The 20,394-nt window shown below is 43.2% G+C and carries 18 protein-coding genes; 8 read left to right on the forward strand and 10 right to left on the reverse strand.

Features of this window, described 5'->3' with window-relative positions:
- Nucleotides 1–268: 268 nt before the first annotated feature.
- The 7 genes from EGC80_RS02345 to EGC80_RS02375 all read right to left on the reverse strand — a co-directional run bounded on the left by EGC80_RS02345 (nucleotide 269) and on the right by EGC80_RS02375 (nucleotide 8,510).
- Nucleotides 269–946: a Crp/Fnr family transcriptional regulator gene (locus tag EGC80_RS02345; RefSeq protein ID WP_124013231.1), complete on the reverse strand. Its 678-nt coding sequence runs from the start codon at nucleotides 944–946 to the stop codon at nucleotides 269–271.
- A 228-nt stretch (nucleotides 947–1,174) separates the two neighbouring features.
- Nucleotides 1,175–2,257, reverse strand: a complete 1,083-nt coding sequence (locus EGC80_RS02350; RefSeq protein WP_124013230.1) for a hydrogenase large subunit — start codon at nucleotides 2,255–2,257, stop codon at nucleotides 1,175–1,177.
- The gene (locus tag EGC80_RS02355) at nucleotides 2,244–2,783 is read right to left on the reverse strand and encodes an NADH-quinone oxidoreductase subunit C (protein WP_124013229.1); all 540 of its coding nucleotides are present in this window, start codon (nucleotides 2,781–2,783) and stop codon (nucleotides 2,244–2,246) included. The genes EGC80_RS02350 and EGC80_RS02355 overlap by 14 nt, the downstream gene beginning before the upstream one ends.
- Nucleotides 2,780–3,292, reverse strand: a complete 513-nt coding sequence (locus EGC80_RS02360; RefSeq protein ID WP_124013228.1) for a 4Fe-4S dicluster domain-containing protein — start codon at nucleotides 3,290–3,292, stop codon at nucleotides 2,780–2,782. The genes EGC80_RS02355 and EGC80_RS02360 overlap by 4 nt, the downstream gene beginning before the upstream one ends.
- A gap of 9 nt (nucleotides 3,293–3,301) precedes the next feature.
- Complete coding sequence (locus EGC80_RS02365) at nucleotides 3,302–3,730, reverse strand: NADH-quinone oxidoreductase subunit B family protein (RefSeq protein ID WP_124013227.1); 429 nt, start codon at nucleotides 3,728–3,730, stop codon at nucleotides 3,302–3,304.
- 12 nt (nucleotides 3,731–3,742) lie between these two features.
- Nucleotides 3,743–4,723: a respiratory chain complex I subunit 1 family protein gene (locus EGC80_RS02370; RefSeq protein ID WP_206191852.1), complete on the reverse strand. Its 981-nt coding sequence runs from the start codon at nucleotides 4,721–4,723 to the stop codon at nucleotides 3,743–3,745.
- Nucleotides 4,724–4,730: 7 nt separating this feature from the next.
- Entirely contained in the window at nucleotides 4,731–8,510 is a 3,780-nt protein-coding gene (locus EGC80_RS02375) for a proton-conducting transporter transmembrane domain-containing protein (protein WP_124013226.1), read from the reverse strand.
- A 353-nt stretch (nucleotides 8,511–8,863) separates the two neighbouring features.
- On the opposite strand from EGC80_RS02375, the gene EGC80_RS02380 reads away from it, so the two are divergent.
- The 7 genes from EGC80_RS02380 (at nucleotide 8,864) to hypB (ending at nucleotide 15,533) form a co-directional block, all read left to right on the forward strand.
- Complete coding sequence (locus EGC80_RS02380) at nucleotides 8,864–9,574, forward strand: urease accessory protein (protein ID WP_124013225.1); 711 nt, start codon at nucleotides 8,864–8,866, stop codon at nucleotides 9,572–9,574.
- Between the two features lie 898 nt (nucleotides 9,575–10,472).
- Nucleotides 10,473–10,811: a hydrogenase maturation nickel metallochaperone HypA gene (hypA, locus tag EGC80_RS02385; protein WP_124013224.1), complete on the forward strand. Its 339-nt coding sequence runs from the start codon at nucleotides 10,473–10,475 to the stop codon at nucleotides 10,809–10,811.
- A 22-nt stretch (nucleotides 10,812–10,833) separates the two neighbouring features.
- Nucleotides 10,834–11,412, forward strand: coding sequence for a 4Fe-4S dicluster domain-containing protein (locus EGC80_RS02390; RefSeq protein WP_124013223.1), 579 nt, complete (start codon nucleotides 10,834–10,836; stop codon nucleotides 11,410–11,412).
- Complete coding sequence (gene cooS / locus EGC80_RS02395) at nucleotides 11,412–13,322, forward strand: anaerobic carbon-monoxide dehydrogenase catalytic subunit (protein ID WP_124013222.1); 1,911 nt, start codon at nucleotides 11,412–11,414, stop codon at nucleotides 13,320–13,322. Before EGC80_RS02390 ends, cooS begins: the two co-directional genes overlap by 1 nt.
- Before the next feature lie 57 nt (nucleotides 13,323–13,379).
- Nucleotides 13,380–14,153, forward strand: coding sequence for an ATP-binding protein (locus EGC80_RS02400; protein WP_124013221.1), 774 nt, complete (start codon nucleotides 13,380–13,382; stop codon nucleotides 14,151–14,153).
- 259 nt (nucleotides 14,154–14,412) lie between these two features.
- Nucleotides 14,413–14,706, forward strand: a complete 294-nt coding sequence (locus EGC80_RS02410; protein ID WP_124013219.1) for a hypothetical protein — start codon at nucleotides 14,413–14,415, stop codon at nucleotides 14,704–14,706.
- 32 nt (nucleotides 14,707–14,738) lie between these two features.
- Nucleotides 14,739–15,533 carry a hydrogenase nickel incorporation protein HypB gene (hypB, locus tag EGC80_RS02415; protein ID WP_124013218.1) on the forward strand — a complete coding sequence of 265 codons (795 nt, stop codon included), beginning with the start codon at nucleotides 14,739–14,741 and terminating at the stop codon, nucleotides 15,531–15,533.
- Nucleotides 15,534–16,380: 847 nt separating this feature from the next.
- On the opposite strand, the gene EGC80_RS02420 is transcribed toward hypB, so the two are convergent.
- Nucleotides 16,381–16,923 (reverse strand): hypothetical protein, encoded by a 543-nt coding sequence (locus EGC80_RS02420; RefSeq protein WP_164839526.1) that lies wholly within the window; start codon nucleotides 16,921–16,923, stop codon nucleotides 16,381–16,383.
- 72 nt (nucleotides 16,924–16,995) lie between these two features.
- Here EGC80_RS02420 and EGC80_RS02425 point away from each other — a divergent pair, with 72 nt between their 5' ends.
- Nucleotides 16,996–17,175 (forward strand): hypothetical protein, encoded by a 180-nt coding sequence (locus tag EGC80_RS02425; RefSeq protein ID WP_124013216.1) that lies wholly within the window; start codon nucleotides 16,996–16,998, stop codon nucleotides 17,173–17,175.
- Between the two features lie 9 nt (nucleotides 17,176–17,184).
- Here EGC80_RS02425 and EGC80_RS02430 read toward each other — a convergent pair whose 3' ends face one another.
- A complete protein-coding gene (locus EGC80_RS02430; protein ID WP_124013215.1) occupies nucleotides 17,185–19,506 on the reverse strand; it encodes a YgiQ family radical SAM protein in 2,322 nt (773 codons plus the stop codon).
- 202 nt (nucleotides 19,507–19,708) lie between these two features.
- Nucleotides 19,709–20,104, reverse strand: coding sequence for an MAPEG family protein (locus EGC80_RS02435; protein ID WP_124013214.1), 396 nt, complete (start codon nucleotides 20,102–20,104; stop codon nucleotides 19,709–19,711).
- Nucleotides 20,105–20,394: the final 290 nt, after the last annotated feature.

Here is a 20,394-nt window from a genome sequence, read left to right on the forward strand (position 1 = left end):
TCTTCAACGGCCTCAAGTTCAGAGTTGAATTTATAAATTTCTAAGCAAAGCTAACTGATTTTTGTACATTTTAGAGTTAGAGTGATTATTAAATGGATAACCCAATAATTAATGAATCTAGGGTAACTCCCACATTTTAGGCTGGTTTGGAAGCTGAAAAAAAACAGTCCTACAACATGTGAAAGCTTTTAATCACACCCCCACAGTCATTAGCATTAAATACAATGCTCATGACTGTGGATGGTTATAGAAAACACATCTCAATTCACTAAGTAACGTTAGTACTACTATCTAGCAAATGTTTCATGTCATTTAATCTACTGATAATCAGATTTTTTCTTCCATCTCTACATAAGTATCCATTGCGAATGAGATTATTCATCAATGAAGAGGTTGTTTGACGCGTAGTCCCTATTAGCAGTGAAATATCTTCCATACTTAAATCACATTCGAATCTCAGTCCGTCGGCAGTTTGCTCACCCGACGCTTGTCCCCATGACAGCACAAACTCGATTAATCGATGTCTAGCATCATGAAATATTAGACCCTCGATGATATCCAAAGTACTGCCTAATACTTCCCCTAAAATCCCAGTCATCACCATAGAGAACTCTGGAAATTTTGTGATCTTATTACGAAATATATCAGCCCCCACAAGCATCAATCTCGAATCCTTGCATGTTTCCAAAAATGCTCGAGTATGTGTGCTGAATATATCACCGGGTTCAAGAAAACAGAGGGTAAACTCCCGGCCTTCGTAAGACAGATATACGCGTATCCGACCAGAAGACACAATAAATACCTCATTGCTTCCCATACTCGGTATACTAAATAGCTGTCCTTTTGGAAAGTTTTTACATCTGAACTCATCCAGAAACCCTTCATATTTAGGCTCTTTAAGCTTCTCAATCGTATTCATTCGTGACATTCTCATTTTTGATTGCATGTCATGATCTCCTTATTATTTGAAAAGAATATTCTATTAAAGCCCTATCAGCCCGTTTATTTTACTCATCAATAATTTGTCTAATTGTTGATATCTAAATCGAAGGGTCCAGCACAGCAAATACCTTATAGTTCATATCAACGCTTATATACTCAACTTTAATTGTGTCCAATCTGATACATTTTACTATATTCATTAGAACAGCAGGACAGGCTTTAACAGGCAACCCTACCTTTCGGTACAGGAAATGCAAGGATCGATACTGTTTACGATCAAAGATACGTCAGACACTTTTTCTCCCTTCATCATCACATGTAATGCATCCCAATTAGGATAACTTGGTACCCGCCACTTCATACGCTCAGGTTTGTCACTGCCATCGGTCTTCAGATAATAAAGAAGTTCTCCTCTGGGCGCCTCGCTTTTGGCAATAGCTTCCCCGGCAGGAATCACTGGTAATCCGGTTATGCTAATCAACCCCTTTGGTAATGACCTCAGACACTGCTCAATCAATGACAGAGCAACCACAACCTCATCAAAACGAACCATAGCACGGGACCACACATCACCATCTGGACGACTCTGAACCTCAAAATCCAATTTATCATAAGCGGCATAGGGTGCGTCTTTTCTAACATCGAGAACGATGCCTGATGCCCTAGCGACAGGACCAACTAAACCAAAATCCAATGCTTCGGCCTTGGATATTACCCCTATTCCTTTGGTACGCATTAAAATGAATTTATTGGTGGTGTAGATCTCCTTAATCTCTTCTATCGGCTTCTTAATTCGTTCAATTTGCTTTAGTAAGTAAGCTATTTTATCTTCGTCGAGGTCATATTTTACTCCGCCAATACAAATTGCCCCCAAGTCCATCCGATTACCATACACAGTCTCTTTGACATCCTGCATTATTTCTCGAGTCTCAAGCACATGCATAAACAGCGAGTCATACCCGATAATATGTGCCATGATGCCGATATTAAACAGATTCGATGCCACTCGCTTTATTTCATCAGCAATAACTCTGAGATACTGGCCGCGTTCGGGTACTTTTATGCCAGCAATTTCCTCCAAAGCCATGCAATACGTCGTCGGATGACTGTTGGAGCACAGCGAGCATAATCGCTCTGTCAGAGTGATGTTCTGATAGAAGTTTCTCTTCATAGCAAGGTATTCGAGCCCACGATGTACGTGTCCAGCAGTAATCTCAAGTCCGATTATAGTTTCACCTTCAACTTCTACCTTGAAATACATGGGTTCTTCCAATGCAACATGTATTGGACCTACAGGTAATTTATAACTTGTCATTTGGCTGTCCTCTCTTGTCCATTATATTTTCCCACAATGTTTTGGTACTGGCGGCATTAACCATCGCTGAATAAGGAATGAAGCGTTGGAGCACCGCCGGATCGATAGACTCATCGATGAACAGGCGTCTGGGATCTGGATGCCCTTCAACTTCTATGTCATACAATTCCATAAATTCGCGTTCATTCCAGTCAGCATTGCGAAAAATAGGTGTCAAGGAGGAAATAGTCTTGTTGTCACCGATCAGCTTTACCGTTGCCGTCAGCGTAGATCCGTGTATATCAAAATGATAGGCAATTTCATGGTCCTCAGACGGCAAATTCGCCTTCAGCTGATAGGCTGTAATTGTACTTAGGCGGCCACCAAGATCTTTAACAATTTGGGCCATTAACTGTATATCTTTTACTTTGTCTACCTTACACCATAAAGTGTGCACTCCTTTGTCGTTGATGCGAATCGTCAGACTATGATCCCCCTGAATCGAGGTGTGCAACATAGTTTGGAAACGGCTAATATCATCATTCATACTGACTCTCCTTTTATCAATAGTTTTGTCGACAGCTCACGACGGCAATCAGGGCACATCCGTCCCAATCGCTTAATCATTTCATTTGAGCTCTTATAGGCAACAGCATTGAGTTGTTGACTGGTAGGAATTATTTTTTTCCTGCACTGCACGCATTGAATCAAGGCAACTGTTCCGGTTTCTGTCATGGTGTACTTATCTTCTTGTTTATGTGCTAGGTGCCAATCCTCAGTAAGCTTTATCGCTTTAGGCACACAATAGTGCTCACACAGGCCGCAGAAAGTGCAGGTGTTGTGCCAGAGAGTAAATTCCAGACCATTAGGTGAATCATGAAAGCGAATGGCACCTCCTGCACACACGTGTTCACACATACGACAACCAGTACAAGCTGTTTCATCGAAACGGATGCGGGCTCGGAGCCCCTTTGGAGTGAAGGTTTCACCAAAAGGAAACGGATCCGTCGATGGGCCCTTAATTAAATTCTGTAATAATACTTTTAGCATTTTCATCTCAGCCTCCTACAAACGTTGCTTCCAGATCTCTATGGCCATTGCAATACCTTCAAGAATGGCTTGGGGGCGTGGGGGACAACCGGGAATATTAACATCGACATCAATATATTTATCTATTGGACCTTCAATGGCATAGCTGTCACGAAACACCCCACCAGAAATAGGACATATACCCACTGCAATCGTAACTTTAGGATCAGGAATTTCCTGATATACCTGCAGTACTTTATCTTTAATTCTGGCCGTCAGTGGCCCAGTGATCAGAACGATATCTGCATGTTTCGGAGTGCCGCAATACTGGCATCCGAGACGCTCCACGTCATAACGTGGAATAAGTGCAGTTGTTGCCAATTCCACATCACATCCATTACAGGAGCCTGCATTGATCCGGTAAAGCCATGGAGAACGCACGGACACTTTCGATAAAAAACTCATTTGCAATCACCCTTATCCTTTAAATACGACCAATAATAATCCCACGATGCCGAGCAACTCAGGCCATTTGAAATAAAACAGAAAAGCCTGATCTATACGCATACGCCCTACCGAGGCTCGCAGTAGACTTTTAGTCAATAAAAACAAAATTAAACATTTGAATACAAATCCGATCAGCGCCATCATCCCGGTCGCATTACCCGGTATGAACATCACGATTCCCAGTGCCAATACCACCATGGTTTTCATCGTCGACATGATCTTAAACAATGCCAGAGCGGGCCCAGAATATTCACATAGGGGGCCCTCAAGTACTTCAGACTCAGCTTCAGGTATATCAAATGGGGGAATCCCAAGATTCGCCGGAATAATACTCAGATAAGCCAACACCGCGGGCCACATCCATGGATCAAACAGAAATGAACCATTGTCTTGCTGGTAGTGCACTATATCCATCAAGGAGAAGGTAATCAGATCGCCCTGAGCCAGACCCGTCTTCATGGCCACTGATATCAGCACCAATAACAAAGGACCTTCATAGGCGAGCATCAATGACATCTCCCTAGAAAAACCTATTGCTCCGAAGGTTGATCCGGATGCCGAACCGGCCAGCATGAGTACAATTGCCGGCACCGTGAGTAAATAGAGCAACACGATCAGATCGCCAAACTGGCCATTGGGTTCATACACCCCCACAATTGGCACCAGTGCTATCGCTAGACACATGCTACAGGCACCTATCATAGGCAGAGCCAAAAATAGAGTCCGTGGTGCGCCAATCGGCACCATTGATTGTTTGGACATGAGTTTTAAAATGTCGAAAAAGGGCTGTAATAACGGCGGTCCCACTCGCCGTTGCAGCCTAGCAACGACTATTCGGTCAACTCCCTTGAGCAGTAGACCAAATACCAAAACGGCAGCGGCCACAGGAAACAACACCAAAGGTGCCAATACTGCTTTGAGTATTAACGTATTCATTACTTCTAACATCATCGTCTCCTTATGCCTGTTTCTTGCTAAACAGCAAGGTACGGATCAGTTTTTTCGGGGCTTCATAGAGGCTAGAAGCATTGACATGGGCATCTGCTGAATCGATATCAGTCACACCACAGCTGTGCAAGTGGATATCGACTATTTGTTGGTTACTCAAACGATAGAAGAGCCAGCCAAATACACTTAGCAGGACTAACATCAATGTCAGAGTTATTGGGTGCCAACTTCCGGGACCAGGTAATGCTCCAAACCAAGTAACATCAATACTGCCAAGCCCCATGGAAGACATTATTTCTGAGATAGGTACCAGTAAAATCCCAGGAAATATACCCACCAACAGACTCATTCCGGCCAGGATAAACATCGGGAAAAGCATACTGAAGGGCGCTTCCTTCACCTTCTGCGCAGCATCAGATGCTTGACCTAGGAACGCAACATGAGTGAATTTCAAAACGGCGGCTAAGGTAAACATGCTCGACATCAGTGCGCTAAGCCCAAGTAAAAAGTGCCCAGATTGGAATGCGGCCTGGTAAATGAGCCACTTGGAAGCGAAGCCATTAAGTGGTGGCACGCCAGATAATGACAAGCCTGCAAACAAGAACAGTCCAAAGGTATAGGGCATCTTTCGCCCTAAACCACCGAGCTTATCTAGGCTGTCAACATGAAGCTGGACCAAGATACAACCCGCCGCCAGAAAGAGGATGTTTTTCAAAAACATATGATTGACTAAGTGCATCAGACCTCCGGCGATGCCTAGGGGAGATGATAATGCCAATCCAAGCATGACATAACCTAATTGACTTACCGTACTATAAATAAGCAATCGTTTGATCCCTGTCTGGATCATTGCCATTGCACCGGCATACAGCAAAGTGATCGAGGCTATGACTGCAACTGCATACATCAAATTTGACAGTTCACCACTGGTTCCTAGCTTGCCAAAAACAGCCGCACCACCCATCAATGCGAAGAATTTGAGTACACCATAGGGCCCGCTTTTCAGCAAAACAGCTGAGATATAGCCGCTGACCGGAGTGGGCGCTGTTGGTGGGTGCATCTGGAAATCAATACGCAAAGGTAGTTGGGCAGCTTTCATTAGCAAACCTGCCAAAATCAACACTAATGCCGTGCCTAACCAAGGTAAAGGCATGAGCTGCGCAGCCTCAGCAATCTGACTAAAATCAAATGAACCGCTGCGGACCGACAACATCACAACTCCGAGGAACATGCAGCTGGCACCGATAAAATTAAAAATAAAGTACTTAAAGCCTTCGTTCAGAGAATCCTGGGTTTCTTCATGGATAATCACAAAATACAGCGTCCAGCTGCTCATAATTTCCCAGAAGGCAAAGAAGTTGAATAAGTCGTTACTTGCGGTTACCCCCAACAGGCCACCAATCATAAAGACAAAGAAAAAGAAAAACCTATTCTGAGCGTGTCCATGTTGCATATAACCGATGGAATACAATAGGTTCAAGATGCCGACACCTGAAATAAGCAGGGCAAACCAAAATGAAAGCAAATCGTAACGCTCGGCTTCAAACAGTACAGCGCCTAATGCCAATGCCATTACAATCATCGAAGTGATCCCTGCACGAGTTGAACCAGACTTACCGACAAAGTAAACCAATATTGACCCGCCACAGGCAATGAGAGCACTGAGAGACCAATTCAGGGTTAAATCGGGTATGGAGATCTGTTCAATGGTTCCCCGGCTTGCAAAAAGCTCCACTACCGGTTGCACTAATAACATACCTAGCTGCGGAAATAATCCACCTAATACGACCAATGAGGCAAGTATGGCGGTCGCAAGACGCATAGAAACCGGCGCCTCCGTAATATCGGGGCCATTATATGGCTCAAAAAATAGCACTCTGATTATTCGAATATAGTAAATAGCGCCAATAATGCTCCCGAGCAAAATCATAATTGGCAGAATTAAGTTTCCTGTTTGCACAGCAGCATAGACCATCAGAAACTTACTGAAAAAGCCGCTGAATGGAGGTAGTCCCATAATCGCCAAAATCCCTATAGCGAAACAACAGCAAGTGAATGGCATCTTGCGGCCAACCCCTTTCAAGTCGACAAGCATCTTGCTTTTCATTCGGAAAATTACGGCTCCGGCCGCAAGAAACAGTAAACTTTTAAATATGGCATGATTCATCACGTGCATCATTGCACCAGCAGTACTTAGATGACTTCCAATCCCAAGAATAGCGACAATTTCCCCTACCTGAGCCAAGGTTGAGTAAGCCAGTATTCGTTTAAGATTCTGTTCTTTCAGCGCCTTAACCTCGCCATAAATAAAGGTCAACCCTCCCAATGAAGAGACAATTAAACCAACAGAAAAACCTCCTATGGCAGAGCTTAAACTTGCTAAAGCTCCTGTGCCAAAGACAACAAACAGCACCTTAGCAAGGCCATAAATGCCCGCTTTGGTTAAAATGGCTGACATAGGTGCAGAAATTGAAGATGGGGCGACAGGATGTGCATCAGGTAACCAGCTGTGCATAGGAAATAAACCCGCTTTTACCCCCAAACCGATAATAAAGGTAGCTAAGACCGTTAGCGCGATAGGGGGCGTAAGCTGATTAATCCCCTCACCAATCACATCCATCTCGAAACTACCGAGATTGGCATGCAAAACCAAAATACCAAAATGCATGATATATGCACCGGACACACACATCAGGAAGTATTTCTTCCCCGCCTTTAGCGCTTCATTAGTCTGTTCATGAACCACCAAGAAGTATGAACTCCAGGTCATCAACTCCCAAAACAGATAGAAGTTGCCAAAGTCTGTTGCACTGGTAACACCTAGCAATGAGCCTGTCATTAGGAACAAGAAGAAATAGTAGCGATTGCATTGCTCATCACCGCGCATGTATGAAAGTGAGTAAATAACTACAATCAAGCAAATAAAAGCAAATATTAAGCCGAACAAGTACGACAGACTGTCCACACCTTCGACATTGAAAGCGAGTATCAAAGTAAGACCAGAAATAACTACAGCAAGGGCATTGCGCAAAGTTGGAGAATAGCGACCAACTGCAAAAAGTATAAATCCGCCCAGATAGGGCGCTAGCACCAATGGATTCCATGGAGATTCAAATTCAGGTAACACCACGTTACTCACATCTGACGATAATGACTCAACAAAATGCAGAAATGGCTCAGGGAATAGACTCATGAAGATGGTCAGGACTGTAAGACAAAAAATGGTAGATATTACCAGTCTGGCTTTCGGGACGGAGAAATCAAAGTTTAACTTATTATCTGATTCTGCCAGTTTTTCAAGGCAGACTCGCTGTATGACAATAAGATAATATACCGATGCAATAATACTGGCTAATGTTCCCACTAAAGCCAGCAACCACTGCCCCTGTTCTACCGCGCCATAAAGAATCAAGAACTTACTAAATGAGCCTTTAAACGGAGAAAGCCCCATCACAGAAAAGAGTCCAAAACCAAATATCGTCGCTACTACCGGCATTCTATGTCCACTGCCAGCTAACTTACTAAGACTCGATGATCCCGTCCTTTTAATAAGATACCAAGCCGACACATATACCAACATGCGCATCACTGACTGGAAGCAAAGGTGAAGCATTGCACCTGTTTCTGCTGCCTCATTTCCCAAACCGAAACCCAGCATCACATAACCAAGTTCCGCTAATGTTGAAAACAACAGCATCTTTTTGAGACAGTGGACATTTCTTAATGTCCACACCTCGCCAAGCAGCAGAAGCAGCGCTCCTCCCCAAGCTAGAATCGAATTATCAAGCATGTTATTCCCCGTTATATTTGTTTGATAGTGAATATAATTCGGGACAAATTTAATTCAGATAGGGGGGAGGATCTGTCGCCTTGCTGACAGTAGAGTGTCATTAAATTTCGTAGCATAGCTTTACATTAACAACTGGTGCGATAAAACAAGCTAATCTGCATTATTTTACTATCAAAATACTAATAAAAATTATATTCAACATATTGAATAAAAACAGAAATATAACATTTATCTCCACAGGTTTTTTTAGGAGGGGAAGTTGATACAAGTAGTCTCAAAGAAATAAATATGAATTCGCAATTTCATGACATGACGCACTGTTAAGAAATTTATCAAATTGGAGAACACAAAATATGACGTCGATTCTTTTACTCGGATTTTTATTAGGAATGCAGCATGCGCTGGAAGCGGATCACTTGGCAGCCGTATCTTCAATTTCAGTCGGTGAAGCCTCTATTCGTAATGTTGTTACCCATGGCGCCATTTGGGGGATGGGGCATACCCTTACCCTTATGCTGTTTGCTGGAGGTGCGGTACTACTTGGGCTTGAATTCAGCGAGTCGATGACTGGTTTATTAGAGTTTGGTGTTGGCATAATGTTAATCTATTTGGGTTTTTCTGTACTCAGAGGGGTAGTTAAGAATAAAGTCCACATCCATCTCCACAAGCATGACAATGAGCCACATCTTCATGCCCATTCTCATGCCCTAGATACCGGATCACATGACAGCAATATGCACCGGCACTCCCACCCGCCAAGAATACCAATGCGAACCTTATTTATCGGTATGACTCATGGCTTGGCCGGATCATCTGCGTTAGTCATATTAGTGGCCTCAACAACCCCCTCGCCATTAATTGGCTTATGCTACGTGGTTCTATTTGGACTAGGCTCCATTTTAGGTATGGCCTCATTGTCAGCCTTGATTGCAGTACCATTTTTAAAAACAGCCAACCAATTAAATACCAAGATCAGCACCGGTCTACGATGCTTAATCGGCCTAGGAACCTTAGTCTTGGGAAGCCAAATTATTTATCACAATGGCTTGGTGCTTTTCGCTTAATAATCAGGTACCAATATTTGGCTGGCATATGCTGGCAAAATACTTGCGTGATTAATCAAGATGGTCGTATTCGAACGCCTCAATTTTTCCCACCTTTGGCAGCCGGCAATCTCTGCGCTAGTCATAAGAAATAGAATATAAAGGAGTCTAGATACAACTCTGCCTTGTTAGGTTCACATCCAGCCTAATTTCCACAAATAGCCGATTACAGTACAGCGGCTTTGCCATCAAAGAGGCCAACGATTAATCTTAGCTGGCCACGACATGCTAGCGCTTAGAAAGGCCGACAGATGCAAGAACGCGCTAAAGTAATGGAATTGAACTACGGATATTTATCCATTCCCTAGGAGTTCCAGTAACAAACAATGAAACAGAGCACTGAATACCCGCTAGGGTAATCATGAGTAATACTTATTATGGACCGGTTCTAATAACGGCCAATAATTACCATATCGAATGCTATCCGTTGTTGATACCGCTAATAAGCACAAGTTATCGCCGCTCACTGTCATTAACAATATTGTCAGTGCCGTCATGAAAACACACTCATATATGGATGTGTTTAAGCTTGGGTGGGTTCGAACCGTGGAATATAAACTCACGTGACCATGCAGGATTTATAGCGGAGGTCGAGCTGGTGCTCGATGAGATGAGTTGCGAAGCAGTACCGTACAAACAAGGGTTTTAATGGGGTATCTCCTTATAAATCAAGGCCTATTCAATGCAATAAAACTCCGACCCTTCATATATTGTTGTATTTAGCCAGAACTGATACTTAAGTCTCAATTATGCATATTTTATCCTATTAGTGTCATCTGGCCGACAGATTTTATGTCGGTGCTACTGCAAAATTTTCATAAGCTAAAAAATAATCAACTGTTCAACTATGGGCACTTAAATGCATGAAGCAACAATTACCAGTGCACTGGTCAAGACTTTACTTGCTGAGGCCACACGCCATGGTGTGACTCACGTAAAGCGTGTAACCGTTAAAATCGGCATGCTAAAAGCGGTAGAGCCACAGGCGCTAAGTTTTTGTTTCAACATGTTTGCCGAAGGCACAATTGCAGAAAATGCTGAATTGGTGATTGAACATCTTCCACCCATTGCGCGATGCAGGGGATGCCAAGTGCAGTTTAAGGTACCGAAGTTTAAATTTCGTTGTCCTGACTGTGATGATACAAATCTTGAGATCATTCAGGGTGAAGAGCTATTTATTGATAGTTTTGAAATATAGAAAAAACTAAAAGGCCGACGTTATGAAAGAGCTGGAGAATGTAATTATCTATGCTGACGCTCAGAAGTGTATCGGGTGTCATAGCTGTGAGCTCGCCTGCGCAGTGGCACATGGGGGCAAAGGTGGGCTTATAGGGGCTGTAATCAACAAACAACCCCTGCATCCGCGAATAAAAGTGGTGGAAGCCGATGGTGTGATCATGCCAATGCAGTGCAGGCAATGTGAAAATGCACCATGTGCCATGGTGTGCCCTACAGGAGCTTGTCGCCAAGAAAATGGGCAGGTGATGATAGTCGAAAGCAACTGTGTTGGTTGCAAGCTATGTGTCATGGTTTGTCCATTTGGAGCCATAACAGTAAGAAGAGATAGTTTTAAAGATGATGGCTCTTCTACCAACCAGGGAGTGGCGCTTAAATGTGATCTTTGTACCTCTTGGTGTGCTGAGAATAACAAAAAAGATACGGCATGCGTGGAAGCCTGCCCAACTAAGGCTATCAGCCTGATCAAGATGCATGAATATAGAACGGCACTGTTAAAGGCTAGGGCTAAAGAGCTAGCTCAATCGCATAAACATATGAATATGACACTGAGGAAACTGTGATGAATAATAGAATTAAAACAAGTGATCCAGCAGTAATAGCCCTATGCTCTGTGGCTGAAAGTGAGGGGATTGCTACAGTATTTGATCGCTATCAGGCACAGCAACCTCAGTGTGGGTTTGGGTCTTTGGGCTTGTGCTGCCGAATATGTTGGAAAGGCCCCTGCCGAGTAGATCCCTTTGGTGATGGTCCCCAAGCTGGTATCTGTGGTGCCGATAAACATACGATCGTAGCGCGTAATGTCACTCGTATGATGGCCGCAGGTGCCGCCGCCCACTCAGAACATGGCCGTCATATTGCCTTAGCTCTGCAGAAAATTGGTAAGGGACTTTTGCCTGCTTACCGGATACGTGATGAAGCTAAACTTTATCGTATTGCTACGTTGCTTAATATTGATACTCAAAACAAAGAAATGCTTGAAGTAGCATACGATGTAGCAACAAAGACACTAGAAGACTATCAGAATCAAGACCATCATAAAGGGTGTCATTGGATAAGTGCGACTCTGCCTAAGAAACGGGTTGAACTTCTGAGTCATCTTGGGGTGCTACCGCATAATATCGATGCCACCGTATCGCAGATCATGGCAAGAACACACATAGGTTGTGATGCCGAACCCAAGAATGTGTTCCTAGGCGGTATTCGCGGCGCCTTAGCAGACTTTAATGGTATGTCTCTGGCAACAGAGTTGTCAGATGTGATGTTTGGCACTCCAAGTCCGGTGGTTACTGAAGCCAATATCGGTGTTATAGATAAAAATGCTGTCAATATCGCTGTCAATGGTCATAACCCCATGCTCAGTGAAGTCATCTGCGATATGGCCAGAGAAATGAATGATATTGCTAAAGGGGTTGGGGCTCCAAAGGGGATAAATATTGTTGGTATTTGTTGTACCGGTAATGAAGTGATGATGCGCCATGGTGTGCCTTTAGCGACCAACTATCTTTCTCAAGAAATGGCTATATTGACTGGCGCGTTAGATGCAATGGTGGTTGATGTGCAGTGCATTATGCCATCTTTACCTCAGATAGGAAATTGCTTCCATACAGAAGTCATTACGACCATGGATGAAAATAAGATGCAGGGTGCACGTCATATTAGCTTCCATGAAGAAAATGCAGTGGAAACTGCACGGGAAATCATTCAGTGCGCAATAAATGCCTATACACGCCGGGATCCAAAGAGGGTCAACATCCCCAATATTAAACAAACTGCTGTGGTGGGGTTCAGTAGCGAAGCCGTAATGGCTGCTCTTTCTAAGATCGATGCAGATGATCCGCTAAAACCTTTGGTTGATAACATTGTTAATGGAAATATTCAGGGCGTGGCTTTATTTGCTGGCTGCAACAGTACCCAAACAGTACAAGATGAAAGTTATCAGGTCATCGCTAAAACGCTTGCTGCAAATAACGTTTTGATGCTTGCAACGGGTTGTGGTGCTGGAGCATTTGCCAAACATGGGCTGATGAATCAACAGGCAACGGAGCAGTATGCAGGTGACTCACTCAAGGCCGTATTAACTGCAATTGGTCAGGCCGCGGGGCTCGGAGGTCCCTTACCACTAGTGCTACATATGGGATCTTGTGTTGATAATAGCCGAGCGGTGAGTCTGGCGACGGCATTGGCTAACAGATTAGGTGTTGATTTGTGTGATCTACCTTTAGTGGCATCAGCACCTGAGGCGATGTCCGAAAAAGCAATTGCGATTGCTTCATGGGGCGTTGCCATCGGCTTACCTACTCATCTTGGCACTATGCCTCAGGTGACAGGTTCTGATGTGATTACCGATCTAATGCAGGAAGGCGCTAAAGATCTATTTGATGGTTACTTTATTGTCGAGACTGATCCTAAAATTGCCGGTAATAAACTGGTGGATGTCATTAAACAAAAACGCCAAAAATTAGGTATTTAACTAAAAACATCCCCGGTGAGTCTTCATATGTCCACCGGGGCTGATTAAGAGGTCAATATGAAAATAGCTATTACTGGTAAAGGGGGCGTCGGAAAAACGACTATTGCAGGATTATTAGCACGCTCATTTGCTTTGCAAGGACGAAGAGTATTGGCGATTGATGCCGATCCCGATGCAAACCTTGCGTCTGCAATAGGTATTCCGGCTCAAAAGTTAGCGGGTTTACAGCCTTTTTCTAAAATGAAAAACCTTGCCAAACAACGAACGGGAGCAGATCAGAATAATGGCGGTCTATTTGTGCTCAACCCCAGAGTCGATGATTTACCTGATAGACACTGCGTAGAGCATGCTGGCGTCCGCCTGCTGATGATGGGAACGGTAGAGCATGGTGGGTCTGGATGTGTTTGTCCTGAACATACATTACTGCGGAGTCTGATGAAACATCTCTTATTGGATAGAGACGATGTATTGATCATGGATATGGAAGCCGGAATAGAACATTTGGGCAGAGCAACCGCAGAGGCAGTTGATGTACTCATTGTTGTCGTTGAACCCGGAAGCCGCAGTCTGCAAACTTCAATTCAGATAGAACAATTGGCAGGTGAAATTGGTATAACCAAAATTGTATACATTGCCAGTAAAGTAGCAGACGAGGCTGATTTAACTTATCTGCAACAGTCACTTCAGAATAAAACCTTGTTGGGGCATCTGTCTGTAAGTGAGGCAATAAGAGAAGCGGATAAAAAGGGATCTTGTGCTTTTGATATGCAAGGCGAATTCAAAACTCAAATTTCTAATATTGTGACTGCACTCGGTGCTTTTTCTCGATAATTCCTTAATTAATATATCCACAATGCATGAAAACCTGGAGATAGGCCATGTGTAATATCACAGTTAAATTAATGTCCAACGATACTGAAGAGTTAATCAAAGACGTCACTCAGATCGAATTTTGCACTTCAGACATATTAGTAAGCACTTTTTTTGAACAGGACAGGGCCTTGTCAGGCTATAAACCTGTATTAATAGATTTTCTTCAAGGGCTCGTGGTTCTCGAACGGCAAACTAGTCCAGGTCAATTAGGAATAATATGATGAAAGACGATGTAAATATGCAAAAAACCGAAGCTGAAAAAATTGCAATCGGTCAAACAATAGCAGAGCGATTAAAAGTGCTATTACCCCACTGGAATCATCATAACGATGAACATATTACCCAGCTTAATAACTGGCGAGAAAAGATGATTGAAGAGGAGCTTAACGAACTTGCGGAGACAATTGAGAGCGCAGTATTTCATATGAAGTGCAGTGGAGAATTTTTGTCAAAAGCTTTAAATAGTCTTAATTCAGAACCAGAGAATAGCGTTCAAACTCACCATTCCTGAATATAATATTGCTAAGAGTAACGGAGTTAAATATGTGTAATACGTGTAACTGCAATATAACCGACGGTAACCGTCACCTTCTACAAGAAGGTGCAGAGTATGCTAACTGTAGTGATGGAAGCAGATCGATTGAAGTAATAAAAAATTTATTGCATGAGAATGATCACCAGGCTGAGCATAACAGAGGTTTTTTTAATGACCGTAACATCTTGGTTATCAATCTAATGTCGTCCCCAGGCAGTGGCAAAACACGCCTTTTAGAGGCGAGTATTGGTGCATTAAAAGAACGCGGTGTTGGTGTTGCAGTTATCGAGGGCGATCTGGAAACGGAGAATGATGCTGACAGGATCCGTAAGCATGGGGTGCCCGTTATTCAGATCACTACCGGCATGGCTTGCCACCTAGATGCACATATGATTGACAAGGCAATCATAGAGCTTGATTTAGAAAAGGTCGATATTCTGTTTATTGAAAACGTGGGCAATCTGGTTTGTCCTGCAAGTTTCGATCTTGGCCAACATCTGAACGTTGTGCTTTTATCTGTAACAGAAGGAGATGACAAACCCTCTAAATATCCGGTAATGTTTCGAGAAGCCGATACAGTGTTACTGACCAAAGCCGATCTATTACCTCATTTTGATGACTTTTCAGTAGACAATGCAAAAAGGGCTGTGTATGAATTGTCGGATAGAACCGATATCTTAACCTTGTCCGCCAAAAGTGGGACTGGAATGAATGAGTGGTTAACTTGGCTACAAGCATCCCTATTTCGGTGCCGCAACAATGAACTTGCTTCGCAGTTCATTGGCTCCCAAGATACTGCCTAGCCTAAATGAATCAATTTAACCTTTAGAGTGGACTGTGAAAAATGTGTATTTAGTGTTTAATATTCAGTTAGTCATTCTGGATTATTAATACTGAGTCTGGAGGCAAACTAAGCCTTGCCTATACTAAGGCGCCAGTGTAATGGCAGAGTTATTTCCCCACTCTTTTGTAAGTCAATCAGCTACAACTTGGCGCCAATAATTAGATACACTTATACCATTGGCAATAGTTTGTAACTCACAAATGGGCATAAATGAGTTTGCCTGTTTAACTGAAAATGTACAAATTCAACTCTGAACTTGAGGCCGTTAAAGACTTTTTATAAAAGAATGCGTGAGCAGATTCATCGCTTCAGGTTCAATTAAAATCGAGGACGTTGAAGAAAATAGCGTGAAGCTCACATGGCCTTTCACGTATATCCATATACTCCAAGGCATTCAGGCATCCTGCCTATCAGATGCTAGCTAGCTTTCGCGGTACCGGTCGTTCCTTGGCGTTCTGCCATCACGACATTCGTAAATCCATTCACATCAGATGTACCATCGGAAGCGTTAGCATTTTCACTCTTTATTGCAAAATGGGCCGAAGCAGCATACAAATGAATTTAAAAGCTGGATCAATCCCCATGGCGACCTTTTCGCATCTGTTGTTTAAGTAAATAGGGAAAATGTTGCGGGGCGGCTGGGCCAATTCTTTTAAAAAGAGTAAAGAGGGAACAGCCGTTGGTTTCCTCTTGGTCTGGTGTGGGCGAAGCGCCACGACGTTCGTGGCCGCAGGCCATACGCTCAGAATACAAATGACCGCAGACTACATCTAAAAATCACAATGGAATAATACTTATCAAAAAACTTATTTATATCCCCAAGGTTTCGGCGGTAATGCGACAGGCTTAGTGAGATCAAACTCTACTTTAAAGTCGCGATTTTCTCGGCTTAACCGATAAGTAAAAGTATGGGCTTCAATCATCATCTGCCATTCGTTAGTGACCGATTGCGTTAAGCCATGTTGCTTAAAATTGGCAATGGACTCATCATCTACAGGAAAAGTCTGCATATTTGCAGTGCCAGTATCGCGTGTATCACCACCATACATAGTCACTTTATCTTCACTGCCATCTTGATGGCGATGATCATGCTTTAAGCGTAATCCGGTATCGGTTTGAGTTATCACCCAAGTGCGAGAGTGATCATCGCCAACATGAAATGGAATACGTAACTGATGATCGGTGCATTCTCTTACATGCATAACTAATGATTTGCCACTAAAGCCATCCCCTTTACCGCCACCAGCAGTGACTTTACCCGCAAAAGCTTTACCGCAAAGATCGCTGATCGCTTCAAAAAATTGCTGTTGCTGTAACGAGTTAGCGGCATAAGCAGGATTAACTAACATAGCGCTACCACACAGCAGTACACCACTGAAATATCCGCTAAGCCTAATTAACGTTGGCATAATGATCGTTCCTTGTTTATCAAACCATTGGGTCATCTAATCAATAAAGTGCAGTCGTATAACAAAACAGCGACTGAGCAGACTAAATTAAAAGACCAAAGTATCGAACCAGATTACCTTGTTATTGAATCTGTTACTGCAAAAAAACAAAACCCGCAAACGTTAATGCGGGTTTTTATGACAGTAAGTTAACGTGTTAGCTTACTTGGCGTATTTAGATTTAGTCGCCCAAGTGGTCGCTTTAGCTGGACGCTTAGCGCCTTGGTTTTTGGGTGCTTGCCCTTTTGCCGCTTGGCCCGAAGCTTTGGCTGGAGACTTTGGTTTCTGCCCTACTGGCTTAGCACTGCCTTTGTCTGCTTTAGTGGAACCTTTACGGTCTTCAAACTGATCAGCAGAAAAACGCGTCATGGCCTTTTGACCACCTTGCTCTTTCGCTTTAGCCGATGGCTTTTGGCCCCACTTCACTTTCGTTTGTTCATTACGGGTTTCTGGCGGCACCAAATGATTTGGTCCATTACCAATTAACGACTCTTTACCCATGGCAACTAGCGCTTCACGGATCATCGGCCAACCCAATGGGTCGTGATAACGTAATAAGAATTTATGCAATTTACGCTGACGGCCTTTTTTCGGCACTGTCACTTTTTCACTATCATGCTTAACGTTTTTCAGTGAGTTCAGTTCGGTATGATAAATCGTGGTCGCATTGGCCATCGGTGAGGGATAAAAGTTTTGCACTTGGTCGAGCTTAAATTTCTGCCCTTTTAACCATAACGCCAAATTAACCATGTCTTCATCGGTGGTACCAGGATGCGCCGAAATAAAGTACGGAATTAAAAACTGTTCTTTACCCGCTTCTTTAGAAAACTTATCAAACAGTTCTTTAAACTTGTCATAGGTTCCCATACCTGGCTTCATCATTTTACTGAGAGGACCGTCTTCGGTATGTTCAGGGGCAATTTTTAAATACCCACCAACATGATGCTTAGCTAACTCTCTAATATATTCTGGGTTTTCGATAGCCAAATCGTAACGAACACCCGAAGCAATTAACACTTTTTTAATGCCAGGTACTTCACGTGCCGCTTTATATAAATCGATGGTGTGTTTATGGTCGGTGCCTAAATGACCACAAATAGACGGATACACACACGACAAACGTCGGCAGGTTTTCTCCGCTTTCTCACTGGTACAGCCTAAACGGTACATGTTCGCCGTTGGGCCGCCCAAGTCAGAAATGACCCCGGTAAAGCCCGGCACTTTTTCTTGAATGTCTTTAATTTCTTTAATGATCGACTCTTGCGAGCGACTTTGAATAATGCGTCCTTCATGCTCGGTAATCGAACAAAATGAGCAACCACCAAAACAACCACGCATGATATTGATTGAAGTCTTGATCATATCGTAGGCGGGGATTTTCTCATCACCATACATGGGGTGCGCGATACGCTGATACGGTAAATCAAATACCGCATCCATTTCATCGGTGTTTAGTGGCCACGCAGGCGGATTAACCCACACCCCGCGGTTGGCATCATGGGACTGAAATAACGCTCGAGCACAACCCGGATTTTGCTCTTGGTGTAAAATCCGTGAAGCATGGGCGTATAAATATTTGTCTTCGCTGACCTTATCAAATGCCGGTAGCAACACATAGGTTTTTTCCCACGGCTTAGGTCGTGGCGGCTGAATACTAATCGCTTTAGGCGCGTCGTTATCAAAAATTTTGTTGTCGGAAGGACCCGATAAATTACTGCAGCCAACATCATCGGCACCATAAGGATTCGGCAGCGGTTCAATTTTGTGTAACTGATCAATTTTACGAGAATCCATACCGCGCCAACCAGGCATAGGTGCTTTACGCATTACCGCAGTACCACGAACATCATCAATGTCGCTAATGGCTTCACCCGCCGCAATACGGCGGGCGACTTCCATCAGTGGACGCTCAGCATTACCGTAAATTAAAATGTCTGCTTTGGCGTCAAAAATCACGCTGCGACGCACTTTGTCTGACCAATAATCATAGTGGGCAATACGACGTAAACTGGCTTCAATACCGCCAATGACCACCGGCACTTCTTTAAAAGCTTCTTTACAACGTTGGGTATAAACGGTCACGGCACGATCTGGGCGTTTTCCGCCAATGTCACCAGCCGTGTAAGCATCGTCATGACGTAACTTACGATCAGCCGTGTAGCGGTTAATCATCGAATCCATGTTGCCAGCGGTCACCCCAAAAAATAAGTTGGGGCGACCGAGTTGCATAAAATCATCTTTATTAGACCAATCTGGCTGAGAAATAATCCCCACCCGATAACCTTGTGCTTCTAACATTCGCCCAATTACTGCCATACCAAAGCTAGGATGATCAACATACGCGTCACCTGTTACGATAATAATGTCGCAACTATCCCAGCCTAATTTATCCATCTCTTTACGAGACATAGGTAAAAAAGGTGCGGTTCCGTAGCATTGCGCCCAAAACTTTGGATAATTAAATAACGTTGACTCAACTTGCATGTATATGACCTACATAAATGGGGAAAATCAGTCTGCCTGATCCATTGACAACATCAGCCTGTGGCTGAATTTAACGGACGCAGATTATAGCAGTACCGCGACACTAAGTGTGACTAAAAAAACACCAAATGTGAAATATTTTTATCCTGTTATACCCTTGCAAATTGAGTGGTCATATTACTATTCCCTCATGTTTTCAATGTTATAACCCAAGAAAGAAACCAATATTAGCAACAGCTAAAATCAATAGTACAATCCAGGTGATTAATACGCCGTAAAATCGACCAAAATGATAATCACCCTTACCTTGATTAAGTCCAATAGCATGCAGTAAACGCGCAACAATCCAAGCCGTGCCCAAACAATGTACCAAGTACATTGGCATACCATTAAATTCAGCTAGCACCAATAAAATTAACACTATGGGGGCATTTTCAATTAAATTTCCGTGGGCTCTTATGGCAACGGATAATCCTTGATGGCCGCCATCACCTATACCAATTTTATTCGCTCGGCGAAATTTAACCACTTTGTAAGATAATGCTAAAACCAACAGTGCCGTTAAGCCGGCATATAAACCCGATACCATCAATGTCATGAGTTATTCCTTGAAAAGACTATATTATTGTTATTACATCAATATTTAATAAGTTGAGTATAGCCAAACGACCTCGAAACACCGGATTGAGCAAGTATAGAGGTGACAGAGTCAAGGCATGAAATAGCTGGACTAGTTATTCTATTTATTCTAGTTTCCTATTTTATAACACTGAAACAGGTTGCTTCTCAACTTGCCCTTCGGGAGCTCTGAAACGAGCATGTTGAAGTGGCTTAGCGATATAACATCATATTGGATCAGTTTGGCTGTAAACACACGCCTTAATCGGT

The organism is Shewanella psychromarinicola, from assembly GCF_003855155.1.
Classification (GTDB): domain Bacteria; phylum Pseudomonadota; class Gammaproteobacteria; order Enterobacterales; family Shewanellaceae; genus Shewanella; species Shewanella psychromarinicola.